This window comes from Cupriavidus phytorum, from assembly GCF_003254285.1.
Classification (GTDB): domain Bacteria; phylum Pseudomonadota; class Gammaproteobacteria; order Burkholderiales; family Burkholderiaceae; genus Cupriavidus; species Cupriavidus phytorum.
Map to the genome: position 1 here is coordinate 87,322 of NZ_QKZN01000002.1, position 18,383 is coordinate 105,704.

Consider the following 18,383-nt stretch of genomic DNA (forward strand, 5'->3'; position numbering starts at 1 on the left):
ATGAACCTCGACGCCTTGCAGCAACGACTCGGCTACCGATTCAGCAAGCCCGAATTGCTGCAACAGGCGCTGACGCACCGCAGCCACAGCGCCCAGCACAACGAACGCCTCGAATTCCTCGGCGACTCGGTGCTCAACTGCGCCGTGGCCGACATGCTCTATGGCATGTTCGGCAAGCTCGACGAGGGCGACCTGTCGCGGGTGCGGGCCAACCTGGTCAAGCAGCAGGCGCTGTACGAGATCGCCCAGATGCTGCAGCTGTCCGACACCCTGCGCCTGGGCGAGGGCGAGCTGAAGAGCGGCGGCTTCCGCCGCCCGTCGATCCTGGCCGATGCGCTCGAGGCCATCGTCGGCGCGGTGTTCCTCGACGCCGGCTTCGACGCCGCGCGCGCGCTGATCCGCAAGCTCTATATCCCGATCCTGGAGCAGGTGGACCCGCGCACGCTGGGCAAGGATGCCAAGACCCTGCTGCAGGAATACCTGCAGGGCCACAAGATTGCCCTGCCGCAATATAACGTAATCGCCACACACGGTGCCGCGCACAGCCAGCAGTTTGAAGTCGAGTGCACCGTGCCTAAACTGGAAGTCCGGGTGTTCGGCACCGGCGCGTCGCGGCGCGCCGCCGAGCAGGCCGCCGCCAAGCTGGCCCTGGATGAAGTCCAGAAGCTGGTGCCGCAGCTGCTCAAGCGCAGCCGCGCCGAGCGTACCGGCAAGACCCGCAAGCAACCCCAGCCGCAGGACCCGCAGCTGTCTCTCAGGTTGAAGGAATGACCGAATCTACCCATCCGCAGCAAGACGCGGCGGATACCCCGGCCGCGGCGTTCCGCTGCGGCACCGTGGCCATCGTCGGCCGCCCCAACGTGGGCAAGTCCACGCTGATGAACGCGCTGGTCGGCCAGAAGATCAGCATCACCTCGCGCAAGGCGCAGACCACGCGGCATCGCATCGTCGGCATCCAGACCACCGATGACGCGCAGTATGTGTTCGTCGACACGCCGGGCTTCCAGACCCGCCACGCCAGTGCGCTGAACCGTTCGCTGAACCGCGCGGTCACCTCGACGCTGTCGTCGGTGGACCTGGTGCTGTTCGTGGTCGAGGCCGGCTACTACGGCGCCGACGACGAGAAGGTGCTGTCGCTGCTGCCGAAGAACACGCCGGTGCTGCTGGTGGCCAACAAGCTCGACCGCATCGGCGAGAACCGCTCGGAAGTGATGATGCCCTTCCTGGAAAAGATGGGGCAGCTGTTCCCGTTCCGCGAAGTGGTGCCGATGTCGGCCAAGACCCGTGACCATATCGCGCGGCTGTTCGACATCATCCGGCCCTACCTGCCGGAAGGCGAGCCGATGTACGACGCCGACGCCATGACCGACCGCAGCGAGCGCTTCCTGGCTTCGGAAATCATCCGCGAGAAGGTGTTCCGCTGGACCGGCGACGAGCTGCCGTACACCAGCACGGTGATCATCGACAAGTTCGAGACCGAAGGCCGCCTGCGCCGTGTCTTTGCCACCATCCTGGTCGAGCGCGATGCGCACAAGGCCATGATCATCGGCAACAAGGGCAGCAAGCTCAAGCAGATCTCGACCGAGGCGCGCCTGGACATGGAAAAGCTGTTCGACGGCAAGGTCTACCTGGAAATGTGGATCAAGGTGAAGAGCGGCTGGGCCGACAACGAAGCCGGCCTGCGCGCATACGGCTACGAGTGAGCCCGGCAACGGTCCCGACGCCCAACCTGACAGCGAGCCCCCAGCGAGCGCCCCGTGAGCAAGACCGCTGACATCGCGCGCGCGCCCGCGCCCAAGGCCCGGCGCGCCGACCCCGTGGTCGACGAGGCCGCCGAACTGCTCGACAGCGGCGCGCTGCCCGGCATGGCCGACGCCGCCGCGCGCGCGATGATGGATCGCGCCATGCGCATCGTGCCGGCGCGGCCCGAGTCGCGCGTGGCCGAGCAGCCCGGCTTCGTGCTGCACGCCTGGCCCTATCGCGAGACCAGCCTGATCCTGGACCTGTTCACGCGCGACTACGGCCGCATCTCGATGGTGGCCAAGGGCGCCAAGCGCCCGCACTCGGCGCTGCGCGCGGTGCTGCAGCATTTCCATCCGGTCTCGGTGTCATGGAGCGGCCGCGGCGAGGTCAAGACCCTGACCAAGGCCGAGTGGGTCGGCGGCATGCCGCCGCTCGCCGGCGACGCGCTGCTGTCGGCGTTCTACCTGAACGAACTGCTGATGCGCTTCTGCCCGCGCGAGGACGCGCATCCGGTGCTGTTCCGACATTACCTGTCGACGCTGACGCGGCTGGCGCACGGCGAGCCGGCCGGGCTGGTGCTGCGCGGCTTCGAGCGCGTGCTGCTGCAGGAAACCGGTTTCGCGGTGGCGTTCGACCAGTGCCTGAGCACCGGCGAGCGGGTGCTGCCGGGCCTCGACTATGTCTACCAGCCCGAGCGCGGCGTGCGCCGGGCCCAGCCCAGCGATCCGTCGACGTGGCCGGTGGTGTCGGGGCAGACCCTGCTGGACATGGCGCAGGACGACTACAGCCGCGCGCAGACCGCCGCGCAAAGCCGCGCGCTGATGCGGTTCCTGCTGCATTATTATCTGCAAGGCGCGCCGCTGAAGACGCGCCAGATACTGATCGACCTGCAGTATCTGTGACCATATCTGTGACCGACAAGAACCTCCGACTTACTCCTGCACCTGCTCGCATGATCTTCCACGCAAATCCGGGCGTCATCGACCTTGGCGTCAATATCGACCACGTGGCCACGCTGCGCAATGCGCGCGGCACGGTGTACCCCGATCCCATTCGCGCCGCGCTGCTGGCGGAGCAGGCCGGCGCCGACCTGATCACGCTGCACCTGCGCGAAGACCGGCGCCATATCCGCGATGCGGACGTGCGCGCGCTGCGCCCGCAACTGGCCACGCGCATGAACCTGGAATGCGCGATCACGCAGGAGATGCTCGACATCGCCTGCGAGATCCGCCCGCAGGACGTGTGCCTGGTGCCGGAACGCCGCGAAGAGGTGACCACCGAGGGCGGCCTGGACGTGGCCGGCCGCTTCGAGCAGGTGAAAGCGGCGTGCGCGCAGCTGGCCGGCGCCGGCATCCGCGTGTCGCTGTTCATCGATCCGGACGTGGACCAGATCGCCGCGGCCGCGGCCTGCGGCGCGCCCGTGATCGAGCTGCACACCGGCCGCTATGCCGACGCGCATACCGCTGACGGGCAGGCAACCGAGTTCCGCCGCATCGCCGACGGCGCCGATGCCGGGCAGAAGCACGGCCTGGTAGTCAATGCCGGCCACGGGCTGCACTACACCAACGTGCAGCCGATCGCGGCGCTGCCGGGCATCAAGGAGCTGAACATCGGCCACGCCATCGTCGCGCATGCGGTATTCGCGGGCTGGGAGAACGCGGTGCGCGAGATGAAGGCGATCATGGTGGCCGCGCGCCTCGGCACGCAATATCCTGCCGCGAGCACCCCGGCGTGATTTACGGCATCGGCACCGACATCATCCAGATCGCGCGCGTGCAGGGCGTGATGACGCGCACCAACGGCCGTTTCGCCGAAAAGGTGCTGGGCCCCGACGAGCTGGCCAAGTACCATGCGCGCAAGGCGCGTTCGGAAAAGCGCGGCCTGGCGTTCCTGGCGACGCGCTTCGCCGCCAAGGAGGCGTTCTCCAAGGCGATCGGCCTGGGCATGCGCTGGCCGATGACGTGGCGCGCGATGGAGCTGATGAACCTTCCGTCCGGCGAGCCCACCGCGGTGTGCCATGGCGAACTGGCTGCATGGCTGGCGGAACGCGGGCTGGTCGTGCGGGTCAGTGTCAGTGACGAACATGATTACGCAGTCGCCTTCGCCATTGCCGAGCGCAGCGGCGCGGCGGCGTCTCAACCTACAGCCTTGTGAACCCAACCCCTTCCATGTCCAAGAAGAATTCCGGCAAGCGGCCGGGCCCGGTGGTCCTCGATGTCGTCGGCAAGCAGCTCGACGCGGAAGACGCGCGCCGCATCGCGCATCCGCTCACCGGCGGCGTGATCCTGTTCGCGCGCAATTTCGAGTCGCGCGCGCAGCTGCAGGCACTGACCCGCGCGATCCGCGCGGTGCGCGACGACGTGCTGATCTGCATCGACCATGAAGGCGGTCGCGTGCAGCGCTGCAAGACCGACGGCTTTACCCACCTGCCGGCGATGCACCGCCTGGGCGAACTGTGGGAACGCGACGTGCTGGCCGCGACCAAGGCGGCGGTCGCGTGCGGCTACGTGCTGGCCGCCGAGCTGCGCGCCTGCGATATCGACCTGAGCTTCACCCCGGTGCTGGACCTCGACTACGGCCGCAGCGCCGTGATCGGCGACCGCGCCTTCCACGCCGACCCGCGCGTGGTGTCGATGCTGGCCGGCCACCTCAACCATGGCCTGCTGCTCGCGGGCATGAGCAACTGCGGCAAGCACTTTCCCGGCCACGGCTACGTCGAGGCGGATTCGCACGTGGCGATCCCGGTCGACGAACGCACGCTTGACCAGATCCTGGGCCAGGACGCGCGCCCGTATGAATGGCTGGGCCTGTCGCTGTCGTCGGTGATGCCGGCGCACGTGATCTATCCCAAGGTCGATCCCAGCCCGGCCGGCTTCTCGCGCTACTGGCTGCAGGACGTGCTGCGCGCGCAGCTGGGCTTCGAGGGCGTGATCTTCAGCGACGACCTGAGCATGGAAGGCGCCAGCGTCGCCGGCACCGTCACCGAGGCCGCGCGCGCCGCGCTGGCCGCGGGCTGCGACATGGTGCTGATTTGCAACCACCCGGAGCGCGCCGACCAGTTGCTGAGCGAGCTCGACGTCGAGATCGGCAAGCCCTCGCAGCGCCGCATCCGCAAGCTGTTCGCGCGCCGCAAGCCGCTGGACTGGAACAAGCTGCAGCAGGAGGGCGAATACCGCGCCGCGCTGCGCACGCTGAAGGAGCATGAGCTGATCGCCTGAACGCGTGCGGCGCGCGTCGTGCGCAAACAAAAATGGCAGCCGAGGCTGCCATTTTTTATTGCGCGCCCCGCGTTGAAGCGGGGCCAGACCAGCGCCTTAGTTGGCGCGGCTGCGGTATTCGCCAGTGCGGGTGTCGATTTCGATCTTGTCGCCAATGTTGCAGAACAGCGGCACTTGCAGCTCGAAGCCGGTGTTGATCTTGGCGCCCTTGAGCACCTTGCCCGACGAGGTGTCGCCCTTGACGGCCGGCTCGGTGTAGACGATTTCGCGGACCAGCGTGGTCGGCATTTCGACCGAGATGGCCTTGTCGTTGTAGAACACGACTTCAACGTTCATGCCGTCCTCGAGGTAGTTCAGCGAGTCACCCATGCTGTCCTTCTCGACTTCGTACTGGTTGTAGTCGGCGTCCATGAACACGTACATCGGGTCAGCGAAGTACGAGTAGGTGCATTCGCGGCGCTCGAGCACCACCACTTCGAACTTGTCGTCGGCCTTGAACACCGACTCGCCCGGTGCGTCCGTCAGCAGGTTCTTGTACTTCATCTTGACCACAGCGGCGTTGCGGCCCGACTTGTTGTACTCGGCCTTCTGCACGACCATCGGATCGCCGCCGATCATGAACACGTTACCGACGCGGAGTTCCTGTGCGATTTTCATCTGAACTGATTTCCTGAAAAATAAAGTCTAGGAATTTGGAATGGCGAAGGCGCGCTGCCGGCGTGCCCGCGGTAAGCCCGCGAGAGCCCGGATCCACGCGCTCGCGACCCCGTGCCCAGCTTGCTTTAGGCCATTGCCTGCGTGGTGGTTCACGCCCGGCAAGACCCTGGTTCTCCGGCCCGGTCGCCATTTGGATCAACCGGTTATTTTACCTGATTTTCGCAAAACGCCACCAGGTTGGCGGCAAGATCGCCTGGATGCTGCAAGCGCCGCTCCCAACGCGGCGCGATCGCCGCAAGTGCCGGGAGCTGCGCCCGCAGGCGTGGCCAATCGGGCGCATTGCCGTAGCCGTTCCAGGCGTGCCAGAAATTGGCGAGCGCAGCCGCCGCGTCCGGTGCCACGCCGCTCTGCGCGAAAAGGTCCAGCCAGGCATCGAGTTTGACCCGGTGGGCCTCGTCGTCCTGAGGATAGATGTGCCAGACCAGCGGCCGCGCCGCCCACTGCGCGCGCACGAAGGAGTCCTCGCCGCGCACGAAATTGAGGTCGCAGGCCCACAGCAGTTCGTCATAGTGTTCCTGCCGCACGAAGGGAATCGCCTGCACGCACAGGCTGCCGCGCGCGACCGGCCGGTGCGGCTCCAGCGGGGCGCCGAGCCACTCCGCCACTTGCCGGGCCGCCAGGCCGGCCGGCACCAGGCAATGGACGGCCTCGCTGCCGTCACGCCATTGCTCCAGCAGCGCCGGCAGCACGGGGTTGCGGTAGGCGAACAGGCTCACGCGCAGCGCATCGGTCAGCGGCGTCACGCCCAGCCGGTGCCACAGTGATGCCTGCGCCGCCGCGCCGTCGAGGAACGCGGCACGCTGCGCGCCCAGCATCGATTCACGCAGCAGCCCGCCGGTGCCCGGTTCGAAGCCGGGAAAGAAGAAGTGCTTGACCAGCGGCAGGCGCGGATGGGGCGAGGGCATCGCATGATGTTCGCGCACCCACGCTTCGGCGCTCAGGTACTCCAGGTTGAGCCACGCGGGTTTGGGCGCGCGCGCCGCCATGCGCTCGAGGAACGCCGGCGGCAGGTGGCAGGCGAAGGCTTCGATGACGGCATCGTGCGGCATTGCGCCGGCGGTGCCGTCCGCTTTGCTGTCCGCTTCCGCGGCCGCGGCGGCCGGATGCCAGGGGCGGATTTCCACCCCGGCGAGGTGCTGGACCGCGGCGGCTGTGTCGAGCTCCGGCGCCAGCCGCGCGAAGCTGGCCAGGTCATCGACCCACAGCCGCACCGCGTGCCCGTGCTCCTGCGCCAGCTGGCGGGCCAGCCGCCAGCAGACGCCGATGTCGCCGAAGTTGTCGATCACGGTGCAGAAGATGTCCCAGGAACGGATAGGCATGAGAGGTGGTGGTCGGCGGGACGCGCCGTTGAATTGCTCTAAACTTGCGATTTTAGAGGCCGCGCGGCATTGACGCGCGCCGGTCCGCAGCGGTCACCGTCCCCACATGTCAGACCAGCAATCCGATTCCCCGAAACCCGCCGACGAGGTACCGGCCGAGGCGCACGCCGAGATGCCCGCTGCGCCAGCGGAAACGCAGGCTGAAACGCCGGCTCAAGCGCCCGCTGAAGCCCTGGCCGAGGCTCCGGCCGAGCCCTTCGACGCGCGCCCTGTCATCTCGCGCCTGCCCGGCTTGCCGGGTGTCTACCGCTATTTCGACGCGAACGGCAACGTGCTCTACGTGGGCAAGGCGCGCGACCTGAAGAAGCGGGTGGCGAGCTACTTCAACAAGACCCAGCTGTCGCCGCGCATTGCGATGATGGTATCGCGCATCGCGCGCATCGAGACCACGGTGGTGCGCACCGAAGCCGAAGCGCTGCTGCTCGAGAACAACCTGATCAAGGCGCTGGCGCCGCGCTACAACATCCTGTTCCGCGACGACAAGTCGTACCCGTTCCTGAAGCTGACCGGGCACCGCTTCCCGCGCATGGCGTACTACCGCGGCGCCACCGACCGCAAGCACCAGTACTTCGGCCCGTTCCCCAGCGCCTATGCGGTGCGCGAGAGCATGCAGATCCTGCAGAAGGTGTTCCAGCTGCGCACCTGCGAGGACACGGTCTTCAACAACCGCACGCGGCCGTGCCTGCTGCACCAGATCCACCGCTGCACCGGGCCATGCGTCAACGCCATCAGCGAGGACGACTACGCACGCGATGTCGCCAACGCGGCGCGCTTCCTGCAAGGCCGCCAGAGCGAGGTGCTGGAGGGCCTGCAGGGCAAGATGGAGCAGCACGCCGAGCGGCTGGAATTCGAGCAGGCGGCGGCGGTGCGCGACCAGATCGCGGCGCTGTCGACCGTGCTCAAGCGCCAGGCGGTGGAAGAGGTGGGCGGGCAGGCGCGCGACATCGACGTGCTGGCCGTCGCGGTCGAGGGTGGACGCGCCTGCGTCAACCTGGCGATGGTGCGCGGCGGGCGCCACCTGGGCGACAAGGCCTACTTCCCGGCCCATGCGGATGAAGCGGCGATGATCGTCGAGGACGCCGACGAGCGCGCCGAGGATGGCGTCGACGAGGGGACCGACGAGCCCGGCGCCGGGGCCGCCGCGTTGCCACTGACGGTGGACCGCATCGCCACGCGCGTGCTGTCGGCCTTCATGGTGCAGCACTACCTGGAGCAGCCGGCGCCGCCCATCGTCGTGGTCAGCCATGTGCCGGACGACGGCGCGGTGCTGGAGGCGCTGGCGCTGCACGCCGGGCGCAAGGTCACGCTGGTGCGCCAGCCGCAGGGCCAGCGCAAGATCTGGCTGGAGATGGCGCAGCAGGGCGCGGCGCTGGCGCTGTCGCGCCGCCTGGCCGAGCAGGGCAGCCAGGAAGCGCGCACGCGCGCACTGGCGGAAACCATCGGGCTGGACCTGGAAGACCTGGCGCTGCTGCGCGTCGAGTGCTTCGACATCAGCCATACCGCCGGCGAGGCCACGCAGGCGTCGTGCGTGGTGTACCACCACCACGACATGCAGAACAGCGAATACCGGCGCTATAACATCCAGGACATCATCCCCGGCGACGACTACGCGGCGATGCGGCAGGTGCTGACGCGGCGCTACCAGAAGCTGGTCGAGCAGATCCAGGAAGGCGGCGGCACGGAAGGTGGCATGGAGGGCGGCAGCGAAGCCGCGGCACTGGTGCCGCAGATCGTGCTGATCGACGGCGGCAAGGGCCAGGTCGAGGTGGCGCGGCAGGTGTTCGAGGAGCTGGGCCTGGATATCGGCCTGCTGGTCGGCGTGGCCAAGGGCGAGGGCCGCAAGGTGGGACTGGAGACGCTGGTGTTTGCCGATGGCCGCCCCGCGCTGGAACTGGGCCAGGGCAGTGCGGCGCTGATGCTGGTGGCGCAGATCCGCGACGAGGCGCACCGCTTTGCCATCACCGGCATGCGCGCGCGCCGCGCCAAGGCGCGCACCACCTCGCGCCTGGAAGAGATCGAGGGCATCGGCGCGCGCCGGCGCCAGAAGCTGCTGACCCGCTTCGGCGGCCTGCGCGGCGTGATGGCCGCGAGCGTCGACGAACTGGCCAGCGTCGAGGGCATTTCGCGCGGGCTTGCCGAGGAAATCTACCGGCAACTGCACTGAGTGCGCCGGCCCCGGTCGGCGGCGGGCCGGCACGCCAATCGCCGGAAATGCTCGATTGGCCCCGAAATCGGCGACAATCGCAGGATTGGTTACCGTCCCCCCGCCGTCCGAGTTCCATGCCCTTCAATATCCCGATCCTGCTGACCTGGCTTCGCGTCGCCATGATTCCACTGGTGGTAGGGGTCTTCTACCTGCCCGACGCCTGGCTGCCGATGCACACCAAGAACCTGACCGCGGCGGCGTTTTTCATCATCGCCGCGGTGACGGACTGGCTGGACGGCTTCCTCGCGCGGCGCTGGAACCAGACCTCGTCGTTCGGCGCGTTCCTGGACCCGGTTGCCGACAAGCTGATGGTGACCGCGGCGCTGCTGTCGCTGCTGGCGCTGGACCGGGTCACCGACCTGATCGCGCTGGTCATCATCGGGCGCGAGATCACCATTTCGGCGCTGCGCGAGTGGATGGCGCAGATCGGCGCCTCCAAGAGCGTCGCGGTGAATTTCCTCGGCAAGCTCAAGACCACCGTGCAGATGGTGGCGATTCCGCTGCTGTTGTTCAGCGACCGGCTGTTCGGCTTCGATGCCCATTTGCTCGGCACCTGGATGATCTACGTGGCGGCGGTGCTGACGCTGTGGTCGATGATTTACTACATGAAGCTGGCGTGGCCGCAGATCCGCGAGCGCAGCAACGTGGTGGCGCGCGCAGGGGCGCCCAAATGAAAAGAAAATCGAAAAAGTGGTTGACGGGGAGGGTAGTTCTTTGCATAATCTCATTCTCGTTGCTGACGACGCAAACGAAAGCAGCGAGATAAGGTGGGTTTGGCGCAAGATGTTGTGAAATATCGGCGTTTTGCGGCATAAAACACCTTGATTCGATTTCAGCAGTGCCCTGCGGGAGTAGCTCAGTTGGTAGAGCGCAACCTTGCCAAGGTTGAGGTCGCGAGTTCGAGACTCGTCTCCCGCTCCAGGTCAAATCAGGTCCGGCAGCGTGGTCATCGCGGTGCGGGGCTGGCAGTCAAAGTTGTATGCGGGAGTAGCTCAGTTGGTAGAGCGCAACCTTGCCAAGGTTGAGGTCGCGAGTTCGAGACTCGTCTCCCGCTCCAATCCCCAAAGGGAAGCCACGCTTCCCTTTTTGTTTGGGTTGAATCGCCGCGCCGCGGCGGCCGCGGCTGAATGCGGATACAATCCAGCAGCACGTCACCTGGCGGGGTGGCAGAGTGGTTATGCAGCGGCCTGCAAAGCCGTGTACGCCGGTTCGATTCCGACCTCCGCCTCCAGTTGCAAGCAGAACGGCGCCTCTTGGCGCCGTTTTTGTTTTCCCGGGCCGCTTTCATGGCCCGGCTGCGCCGCCCCGACGTGGCGGGCATGTTACATTACTCCTGTCGTACGCTTTTCGGGGGGCTCCGCGGCTTGGCTCGCGGGGCAGCATGTCAATCGCCATCCCCGATCCGTGACGCGCCGCCGGCGTGTCCGGGGCCGCTGCGGCATTTCCCGTTCTTCCCCGTTCCGATGCTGCTGCCGAGGGTTGCGGCGACTGTCCCGCGCTGACCGCTGGTGCGCGCCGGATGCGCTGTGCCACTCGCCAGGGCAAGGGAGCGGGTTAGCCGTTCAGCCCTGACACGAGGAACCCCGCACGCATGCATCACGCCACCCCGCTTATCAGTACCATCGTCGGCGGTATCGTCCTGGCCTTTATCCTTGGCGCGGTCGCCAGCCGGCTGCGCCTGCCGCCGTTGATCGGCTACCTGTGCGCGGGCATCGTGGTGGGGCCGCATACCCCCGGCTACACCGCCGACCAGGCGCTGGCGCCGGAACTGGCCGAGCTGGGCGTGATCCTGCTGATGTTCGGCGTGGGCCTGCACTTCTCGATCAAGGACCTGATGGCGGTCAAGCGCATCGCCATTCCGGGCGCGGTGGTGCAGATAGGCATCGCCACGCTGATGGGCATGCTGGTGTCGTGGGGCTTCGGCTGGTCGTGGGGGCAGGGGCTGGTGTACGGGCTGGCGCTGTCGGTGGCCAGCACCGTGGTGCTGCTCAAGGCGCTGCAGGAGCGCGACCTGGTTGAATCGCCGCAGGGGCGCATCGCCGTCGGCTGGCTGATTGTCGAAGACCTGGCGATGGTGCTGGCGCTGGTGCTGCTGCCGGCGATGGCGGGCCTGCTGGCCGGCGCGGACGCGGCTGCCGGCGACGCCGGCCCGGGCACGGGCGAGGTGGTGCTGGCGATCTTCGCCACGCTGGGCAAGGTCGCGGCCTTTGTCGCGGTGATGCTGGTGATCGGCCGCCGCTTTATCCCGTGGATGCTCGAGCGCATCGTCTGGACCGGCAACCGCGAGATGTTCCGCCTGGGCGTGCTGGCGACGGCGCTGGGCGTGGCCTATGGCGCCTATGCGCTGTTCGGCGTGTCGTTTGCGCTGGGCGCCTTCTTCGCGGGCATGGTGCTGGCGGAATCCGAATTCAGCCATCGCGCGGCCGAGGAATCGCTGCCCCTGCGCGACGCCTTCGCCGTGCTGTTCTTCGTTTCGGTGGGCATGCTGTTCGACCCGATGGTGCTGGTGAACGACCCCTGGGGCGTGCTGGCGACGGTGTTTATCATCGTGGTCGGCAAGTCGCTGGCGGCGCTCGGCATCGTGCGCGCCTTCGGGCATTCGGGGCAGACCGGCATGACCATTGCCGTCAGCCTGGCGCAGATCGGCGAGTTCTCGTTCATCCTCGCCAGCCTGGGCGTCTATCTGAAGATCCTGCCGGAGCGCGGCCAGGCGCTGATCCTGGCCGGCGCGCTGCTGTCGATCATGCTCAATCCCGTGCTGTTCCACATGCTCGACCTGTACACCGCGCGCCGCAGCCGCGGCGCGGACCCCCAGCCGGCCTGAGGGGTTTTCCAAGGGGCGTCCTTCAGGCGCCGATGCGCGGCGCCATGGTGCGCAGGTATTCGGTGAACGCCAGCAGGCCCTGGGTCGGGAACTTGTCCTGGTGCACCACCAGCTGCAGCGGCCGCACGATGCGCGGCAGGCCGTCGCGGATCGCCACCAGCGTGCCGCGCTCGAGTTCGTCGCGCACCACGTGCAGCGACAGGCAGCTGACGCCAAAGCCGCTCATCACCGCGCGCTTGATGGCCTCGGCATTGCCCAGCTCCAGCGCGAAGCGCAGTTCTCCCAGTAGCGGCACCAGCCGCTCCTCGATCACCTCGCGCGTGCCCGAGCCGGGCTCGCGCACGATCCATTCGGCATCGCGCAGGGCCACCAGGTCATGGGGTGCCGAGGCAAGCGGATGGGATGGGCCGACGATCACCACCATCTCGTCGTCGCACCAGCGCACGCTGCGCAGGTCGCGTTCATGGCTGGCGCCCTCGACCAGGCCGATATCGGCTTCGAACTGCAACAGCGACTGCAGCACCTCGCGGGTGTTGCCGATGCGCAGGTCGAGCGTGCATGGCCCGCTGCGCGAGTGGCGGAAACCCGCCAGCAGCGGCGGCAGCATATAGCTGCCGATGGTGTTGCTGGCGGCGATGCGCAACTGGACCCCGGTCTGGCCGGCAAAGCGCTCCAGCTCTTGCGCCTGGTCCAGCAGCGACAGCGCGCGCGGAAAAAATTGCCGACCGGTCTCGTTGATGCTGAGGCGGCGCGCAATGCGGTCGAACAGCGGGCTTTCCAACGCGCGCTCGAGTTCGGCCAGCGATGCGCTGACCGCGGACTGCGACATTGCCAGCGCCTGAGCCGCCGCCATGGTGCTGCCATGCTGGGCCACTGCCACGAACACGGACAACTGGCGCAGCGTCAGGCGCAGCGGGCGCTGCTCCGGCCGCGGGGCGGCTGGCGGGTGGGGGTGGAGGTCCATATCGAAAATATCAATAACGCATAACGATATTACCCGTTTTACGGGTTAGGTGCGCGCCATTACGCTGGAGTCACTAAAGCACACCAACCCGAGCTTGCCATGTCTTCCGTCTCCAGCCCCCGCACCACTCCGGTCACCGCGCCAGCCGCCGCGGCGGCCTTGCCGCCGCCCTGGTCGCAGCGCCTGCTGACGCTGCTCCCGCTGGGCGGCATCGCCTGGCTGGCGATTGCGCTGGCCGAGCATCCGGCGGTATCGCGCTACGGACTCAGCGCGCTGACGCTGGCCATGTGCGCCGGCATGGTCGCGGCCAATACGCTGCCGCGCCATTGGCTGGCGCCACTGGCTCCCGGCATGCAAGTGGCGCGGCACTACCTGCTGCGGCTGGGCGTGGCGTTGTACGGGCTGCGCCTGACCTTCGCCTCGATCGTCGCGCTCGGCCTCCCCGGCATCGCCGTGCCGCTGACCATGCTGGTCGCCACGCTGCTGTTCGGCACCTGGGTCGGCACAAGTTTCTTCGGCCTGAGCCGCCGCGAGGCGATCCTGGTCAGTTCCGGCAGCGCCATCTGCGGCGCGGCCGCGGCCATCGCGGTGTCGTCGGTGGTGCGCACCGACGACAAGCAGACCGCCGTGGCGGTGGCGACGGTGGTGCTGTTCGGTACCGTCGGCATGCTGCTCTATCCCTACCTGTACGAACTGGCCACCGGCCACTGGCACTGGGCCATCAGCGAGCGCATGTTCGGCATCTTCACCGGGGCGACGCTGCACGAGGTGGCGCAGGTGATCGCCGCCGGCAAGATGGTCAGCGAACCGACCGCCGACGCCGCTGTGGTGGCCAAGATGGTGCGCGTGCTGGCCCTGGGCCCGCTGCTGCTGGTGATGGCGCTGTGGCCGCAGGGTGGGTCGCAAGCGGCCCAGTCCGGTGCCGGCGCCGGGCGCCTGCGCGGCATCATGAAATCGGTGCCGTGGTTCGCGGTGGGCTTTGTCGCGGTGATGGCGGTGAACTCGGCCGGGGCCGTGCCCGCTGCCTGGAAGGCGCCGCTGATTGCGCTGGACAACTGGCTGCTGGCCTGCGCGATGCTGGCGATCGGCCTGCACACCCGCATCGGCGACCTGGTGCGCGCCGGCCGCAAGCCGCTGGCGCTGGCCGGGGTGCTGTTCGTGTTCCTGATGGGGGTGGGGGCGCTGATGTGCTACGCCATGGCGTGACGGCGCAGTCAGCAGCCAAGTTAAAAAGGGGGCGTTGGCCCCCTTTTTGTCTTGGTCGCCGCCACGCAAACGGCGGCAACCGTGGATTGGTGCCCGAGGCCGGAATCGAACCGGCACGCCTTGCGGCGAGGGATTTTCTTCCCACTTCGGCTTTCGCCGCCAGCGCGGGCGCTGTTCGTGGGCTGGAGCACGCCTTCACCATAGCCTCGCGGCCGTAGGTGCCCGCCGTCTGCTCTCTACACCTTCCCAGCCATACGGTTGGGCTTGGCTCGGCGTTGGCTCGGATGCCATGCATCCAGGGCGTTCGCCGACTTTGACGGGCGTCACTTCGGGCGTTTCCCCCCGAAGGCTCAAATTTTCAAGTCCCTTGTGTCTACCGATTTCACCACTCGGGCGCGAGCGCTGCGTCTGTTTCCGGTTGGCGCCGACTGGCTCCGGTCGCTGCAGCGCGCGGCAAGCCCGATATTGTGGTGGCTCCGCATCCCGGATGCAAGCTGCGGCTAGGACGAAAGGGCAGGCCGCGAGCGCGCCGACACCTCAGACCAGCCTCGGGTGAAAAGTGACGACACTGTTACGGCTGGTAACAATGTCGTGTGCGCCGTTGCACCTGGAAATTTCCGAACCCCTACAATACCAGTTACGAGAAATCCCACTTTGAGAGGCGGATATGAAACGTTGGTGGCTTGCAGCATTCGGTATTGCCGCCGGGTTGGCGTCTGGCGCAGCCATGGCCCATGTCAGCGTTGGCGTGTCCGTCGGCGTTCCGGGCGTGGTGATCGGTGCGCCGGCGTATTATCCGCCCGCTCCGGCCTATTATGGCCCACCGCCCGTCGTGGTGGCGCCGGCTCCGGTCTATTACGGTCCGCCGCCGGTGGTGGTTCGCCCGCGCCCGGTCTACTACGGTCCTGGCTATTACGGTCCGCCGCGCTATTACGGCGGCCACCGCGGCTACTATGGACCGCCGGGCTATCACCGCGGCCATGGCCACGGGCATGGTCATGGTCACGGCAGGTGGCGCGATTAAGCGCGTTCTACGATCCAGCTTGTCCTGAAGAAAGGGCCCGATTGCGGGCCCTTTTCCTTTTGGCGCTGCATTGCGACATAGCGGTGCCGGGCTGGTTCCGGGTCGACTGGCGCAATTTGATCGAGGTCAAAATATTTGAACGGACTGCTCAAAGCATCACCTGCATCATCGTAAGGGTTTTCCCTAAACTACTTATGTGACATCGCGATGACGCTGGTTCATCTGGCGTGCGATGCCGTGACCAACCAAGAAGCAAGGGGAATCTCATGAAGATCAAACAAGCCGTGATTGCCGCCGCCGCACTGGCGTTCCTGGGCACTGCGTCCACCGCATCGTTCGCCGCGGTCGGCAAGGTTGACCCGTATCTCGACGGCGCCAAGGTCGGCGCAGTCGACCCGTACACCGATGGCGCCAAGGTCGGCAAGCCGGATCCGTTCACCGATGGCGCGCGTGTCGGCAAGACCGACCCGTACACCGACGGCGCCCGCCTGGGCAAGCCCGATCCCTTCACCGACGGCGCCTGACCGCACCGCTGCAGTGATCGCATGACGAATGGCCCGCTCGCGGGCCATTTTGCCGTGGCGCGCACGGTGGGCACGGCACGGCAGGGCGGCTGCCATGACGGTGGCGCAGGTGCGGCGCTATACTTCGGCCTCAATCCAAATCAATGACCAGGAGAGTGGCATGCAGCAAAAGACGGTTCTGACGGCAGACGATGTGAAGAAGATCATGGCCGCAGCGGAAACCGAGGCAAAGAACCATCACTGGGCCGTGTCGATCGTCGTGGTCGACGACGGCGGCCATATGCTGGCCATGCAGCGCCTGGACGGCGCCGCGCCGATCTCGGCCTATATCGCCGGCGAAAAGGCCCGTACCTCGGCGCTGGGCCGCCGTGAGTCGAAGGTCTACGAAGACATGATCAACAACGGCCGCTACTCGTTCATGACGGCGCCGGTGCTGCAGGGCATGCTGGAGGGCGGCGTGCCCATCGTCTGCAACGAGCAGGTGGTTGGCGCCGTCGGCGTGTCGGGCGTGAAGTCGACCGAGGACGCGCAGGTCGCGCGTGCCGGCATCGCCGCGCTGGGCCTGTAAGGCGCATGAAAAAGCCCCGCAGGCACGGCCTGCGGGGCGGCATAAAAGAGGGCATGGCTGGGTACGGCCGGCCTGGCGTGGGGTCTGACTCCCGTCTGCGGCGCGCATACCTGGCTACTGCCCAACACCTCGTTCCGAGGTGGTCCCCACAAAAGTCTTTACGGCCACGTTCGTGGCGCCCGCGCCTGGCGCGGGTTTCGAATGGCTTCCCCCTGGCTGTCTCCCTGCGGAATCGCCGTGGGGCTGCATCATTTGGTCAGTATCAGCTTCCCATAGCGCGTCACGCGCAGCGTGTAGACCTCGCCGTTGTGCAGGATCGGCAGCGTGCTGGCGCCGCGCATGATGGCTTCCAGCGCCACCGGCTCGCCGGCGGGTGCGGAGCTCAGGCTGTCGCGCACCAGCGCTTCCAGGCGCGCGGGCAGGGCGGCCACGGCGGACTTGACCGAGGCGATCGCCGACGGGGCGGTCTTGGCGCCGGCGTCCCGGCGCGGCTGAGCGGCCACGTCCACGCGGCGCAGCGACAGGCGGCGGCGGGTGACTTCACGGGGTTGCGACAGCGGCAGGGAAAGGGTGCTCATGATCTGGCTCCGTTCTGCAATAGGAGGGTAAGGGGAGTGCGATCCGGGGCGGCGATGCCACGCCTGGCGCAGTCAATGAATGGATATTAAATGAGAATTGTTATCATTACAATAGTCTTCCGCTAAGATTCAGGCAACGGCTACGGGCGGCGCTGCGGCACAAAAAGGCGCCCCTGTGCAAGCTGGGCGGCACCATGACAAAAAGGGCACCCGAAGGTGCCCTTTGTCGTTCCCGGAAGCGCCGGCAGGCGCCGGCTTACTGCTTGGGTTCGGTGATGAAGCCGATCTTGCCCAGGCCGCCATGCTGCGCGGCGGCCATGACCTCGGCCACGCGCTCGTAGCGCACCTCGCGGTCGGCACGCAGGTGCAGCTCAGGCTGCGGCTGCTGCTGCGCGGCCAGCGCGATATTGCTTTCCAGCGTGGCCTGGTCCACTTCCACCTGATTCCAGAAGACCTTGCCGCTAGCGTCGATCGAGACGTTGATGTTCTGCGGCTTGGGGTCGTTCGGCGTGTTGGTGGCGCGCGGCAGGTCGATCTTCACCGCGTGGTTGATCACGGGGATGGTGATGATGAAGATGATCAGCAGCACCAGCATGACGTCGACCAGCGGCGTCATGTTGATTTCGCTCATCACCTCGTCGTCGTCCCCTTCGAGAGTGCCGAATGCCATGATGACTTCCTTGCTAGCGGTTTAGCGCTGGGCCGTGGCCAGGCGCACGGTGCCGTCCTCGGCGCGGGCGCCGGTGGGGCGCACGCGAGCACCGGTGACGAAGTAGGCGTGCAGGTCGTGGGCAAAGCGGTTGAGCTTCGAGATCACCGACTTGTTGCCGCGGGTGAGGGCGTTATAGCCCAGCACGGCGGGGATTGCCACGGCCAGGCCGAAGGCGGTCATGATCAGCGCCTCGCCCACCGGGCCGGCAACCTTGTCGATGGTCGGCACGCCCGAGGCGCCGATGCCGATCAGCGCGTGGTAGATGCCCCACACGGTGCCGAACAGGCCGACGAACGGGGCGGTCGAGCCCACCGAGGCCAGCACGGCCAGGCCCGACTGCATGCGCGCCACCGATTCATCGATGGAGCTCTTCAGCGAGCGGGTCAGCCAGTCGGAGATATCCATCACGTCGTGCAGCTGCGGCTGGCTGGCGCGGTGGTGCTGGGCGGCTTCCTTGCCGGCGATGGCGAGCGTGCGGAACGGGTTGGAATCGCCGGCGCCCAGGGTTTCCAGCGCGTGGTCGAAATCGTCCGAGTGCCAGAAGCGCTTTTCCGCGCCTTGCGCCATCTTCTTCAGGCGCACCAGATCCCACGCCTTGGTCAGGATCACGATCCATGAGGCGAGCGACATGATCAGCAGAATGATGGCGGTCGCACGCATGACGAAGTCGCCTTGCGACCAGAGGTGGGTGAGTCCGAGGTCCTGCATGTGTTGGTTTCC

19 protein-coding genes and 3 tRNA genes are annotated in these 18,383 nt (G+C 67.1%); 16 read left to right on the forward strand and 6 right to left on the reverse strand.

The features are described 5' to 3' along the window. Genes rnc through nagZ form a run of 6 tightly spaced genes read left to right on the forward strand, consistent with a single transcriptional unit; the run spans nucleotide 1 to nucleotide 4,961 of the window. Complete coding sequence (rnc, locus tag C7416_RS05675; RefSeq protein ID WP_012353305.1) at nucleotides 1-771, forward strand: ribonuclease III; 771 nt, start codon at nucleotides 1-3, stop codon at nucleotides 769-771. Continuing rightward, complete coding sequence (gene era, locus C7416_RS05680) at nucleotides 768-1,703, forward strand: GTPase Era (protein WP_092309591.1); 936 nt, start codon at nucleotides 768-770, stop codon at nucleotides 1,701-1,703. The genes rnc and era overlap by 4 nt, the downstream gene beginning before the upstream one ends. Before the next feature lie 54 nt (nucleotides 1,704-1,757). Next, nucleotides 1,758-2,645: a DNA repair protein RecO gene (gene recO, locus C7416_RS05685; RefSeq protein WP_062800850.1), complete on the forward strand. Its 888-nt coding sequence runs from the start codon at nucleotides 1,758-1,760 to the stop codon at nucleotides 2,643-2,645. A 50-nt stretch (nucleotides 2,646-2,695) separates the two neighbouring features. After that, on the forward strand, nucleotides 2,696-3,478 hold the full coding sequence (gene pdxJ / locus C7416_RS05690; protein WP_111517563.1) for a pyridoxine 5'-phosphate synthase: 783 nt from the start codon (nucleotides 2,696-2,698) through the stop codon (nucleotides 3,476-3,478). Then, on the forward strand, nucleotides 3,475-3,897 hold the full coding sequence (gene acpS / locus C7416_RS05695) for a holo-ACP synthase (RefSeq protein ID WP_111517564.1): 423 nt from the start codon (nucleotides 3,475-3,477) through the stop codon (nucleotides 3,895-3,897). Before pdxJ ends, acpS begins: the two co-directional genes overlap by 4 nt. A 14-nt stretch (nucleotides 3,898-3,911) precedes the next feature. Then, on the forward strand, nucleotides 3,912-4,961 hold the full coding sequence (gene nagZ, locus C7416_RS05700; RefSeq protein WP_111517565.1) for a beta-N-acetylhexosaminidase: 1,050 nt from the start codon (nucleotides 3,912-3,914) through the stop codon (nucleotides 4,959-4,961). 96 nt (nucleotides 4,962-5,057) lie between these two features. On the opposite strand, the gene efp is transcribed toward nagZ, so the two are convergent. Next, entirely contained in the window at nucleotides 5,058-5,618 is a 561-nt protein-coding gene (gene efp / locus C7416_RS05705) for an elongation factor P (RefSeq protein ID WP_010814696.1), read from the reverse strand. Between the two features lie 203 nt (nucleotides 5,619-5,821). Next, nucleotides 5,822-6,997: an elongation factor P maturation arginine rhamnosyltransferase EarP gene (earP, locus tag C7416_RS05710; RefSeq protein ID WP_111517566.1), complete on the reverse strand. Its 1,176-nt coding sequence runs from the start codon at nucleotides 6,995-6,997 to the stop codon at nucleotides 5,822-5,824. 172 nt (nucleotides 6,998-7,169) lie between these two features. Between earP and uvrC the strand changes: the two genes are divergently transcribed. From uvrC to C7416_RS05740, 6 genes are all read left to right on the forward strand, one after another. Beyond that, nucleotides 7,170-9,221, forward strand: a complete 2,052-nt coding sequence (uvrC, locus tag C7416_RS05715; RefSeq protein ID WP_373425000.1) for an excinuclease ABC subunit UvrC — start codon at nucleotides 7,170-7,172, stop codon at nucleotides 9,219-9,221. A 116-nt stretch (nucleotides 9,222-9,337) separates the two neighbouring features. Continuing rightward, nucleotides 9,338-9,937 (forward strand): CDP-diacylglycerol--glycerol-3-phosphate 3-phosphatidyltransferase, encoded by a 600-nt coding sequence (gene pgsA, locus C7416_RS05720; protein WP_062800835.1) that lies wholly within the window; start codon nucleotides 9,338-9,340, stop codon nucleotides 9,935-9,937. Between the two features lie 171 nt (nucleotides 9,938-10,108). After that, nucleotides 10,109-10,184, forward strand: a tRNA-Gly gene (locus C7416_RS05725). A gap of 60 nt (nucleotides 10,185-10,244) precedes the next feature. Further along, nucleotides 10,245-10,320: transfer RNA gene (locus tag C7416_RS05730), tRNA-Gly, on the forward strand. A 100-nt stretch (nucleotides 10,321-10,420) separates the two neighbouring features. After that, nucleotides 10,421-10,494: transfer RNA gene (locus tag C7416_RS05735), tRNA-Cys, on the forward strand. Nucleotides 10,495-10,854: 360 nt separating this feature from the next. Further along, nucleotides 10,855-12,087, forward strand: coding sequence for a cation:proton antiporter domain-containing protein (locus C7416_RS05740; protein WP_111517568.1), 1,233 nt, complete (start codon nucleotides 10,855-10,857; stop codon nucleotides 12,085-12,087). Between the two features lie 22 nt (nucleotides 12,088-12,109). On the opposite strand, the gene C7416_RS05745 is transcribed toward C7416_RS05740, so the two are convergent. Further along, complete coding sequence (locus C7416_RS05745) at nucleotides 12,110-13,051, reverse strand: LysR family transcriptional regulator (protein ID WP_111517569.1); 942 nt, start codon at nucleotides 13,049-13,051, stop codon at nucleotides 12,110-12,112. 99 nt (nucleotides 13,052-13,150) lie between these two features. Between C7416_RS05745 and C7416_RS05750 the strand changes: the two genes are divergently transcribed. The 4 genes from C7416_RS05750 (at nucleotide 13,151) to C7416_RS05765 (ending at nucleotide 16,373) form a co-directional block, all read left to right on the forward strand. Beyond that, entirely contained in the window at nucleotides 13,151-14,257 is a 1,107-nt protein-coding gene (locus tag C7416_RS05750; RefSeq protein ID WP_111517570.1) for a YeiH family protein, read from the forward strand. A 667-nt stretch (nucleotides 14,258-14,924) separates the two neighbouring features. Then, nucleotides 14,925-15,281 (forward strand): hypothetical protein, encoded by a 357-nt coding sequence (locus tag C7416_RS05755; RefSeq protein WP_111517571.1) that lies wholly within the window; start codon nucleotides 14,925-14,927, stop codon nucleotides 15,279-15,281. A gap of 266 nt (nucleotides 15,282-15,547) precedes the next feature. After that, entirely contained in the window at nucleotides 15,548-15,805 is a 258-nt protein-coding gene (locus C7416_RS05760) for a hypothetical protein (protein ID WP_111517572.1), read from the forward strand. 160 nt (nucleotides 15,806-15,965) lie between these two features. Continuing rightward, the gene (locus tag C7416_RS05765; RefSeq protein WP_062800826.1) at nucleotides 15,966-16,373 is read left to right on the forward strand and encodes a heme-binding protein; all 408 of its coding nucleotides are present in this window, start codon (nucleotides 15,966-15,968) and stop codon (nucleotides 16,371-16,373) included. A gap of 248 nt (nucleotides 16,374-16,621) precedes the next feature. Here C7416_RS05765 and C7416_RS05770 read toward each other — a convergent pair whose 3' ends face one another. From C7416_RS05770 to C7416_RS05780, 3 genes are all read right to left on the reverse strand, one after another. Beyond that, nucleotides 16,622-16,951: a hemin uptake protein HemP gene (locus C7416_RS05770; RefSeq protein ID WP_111517573.1), complete on the reverse strand. Its 330-nt coding sequence runs from the start codon at nucleotides 16,949-16,951 to the stop codon at nucleotides 16,622-16,624. Nucleotides 16,952-17,207: 256 nt separating this feature from the next. Beyond that, a complete protein-coding gene (locus C7416_RS05775; protein WP_012353289.1) occupies nucleotides 17,208-17,621 on the reverse strand; it encodes an ExbD/TolR family protein in 414 nt (137 codons plus the stop codon). 21 nt (nucleotides 17,622-17,642) lie between these two features. Next, nucleotides 17,643-18,371: a MotA/TolQ/ExbB proton channel family protein gene (locus C7416_RS05780; RefSeq protein WP_012353288.1), complete on the reverse strand. Its 729-nt coding sequence runs from the start codon at nucleotides 18,369-18,371 to the stop codon at nucleotides 17,643-17,645. Between the last annotated feature and the right edge of the window lie 12 nt (nucleotides 18,372-18,383).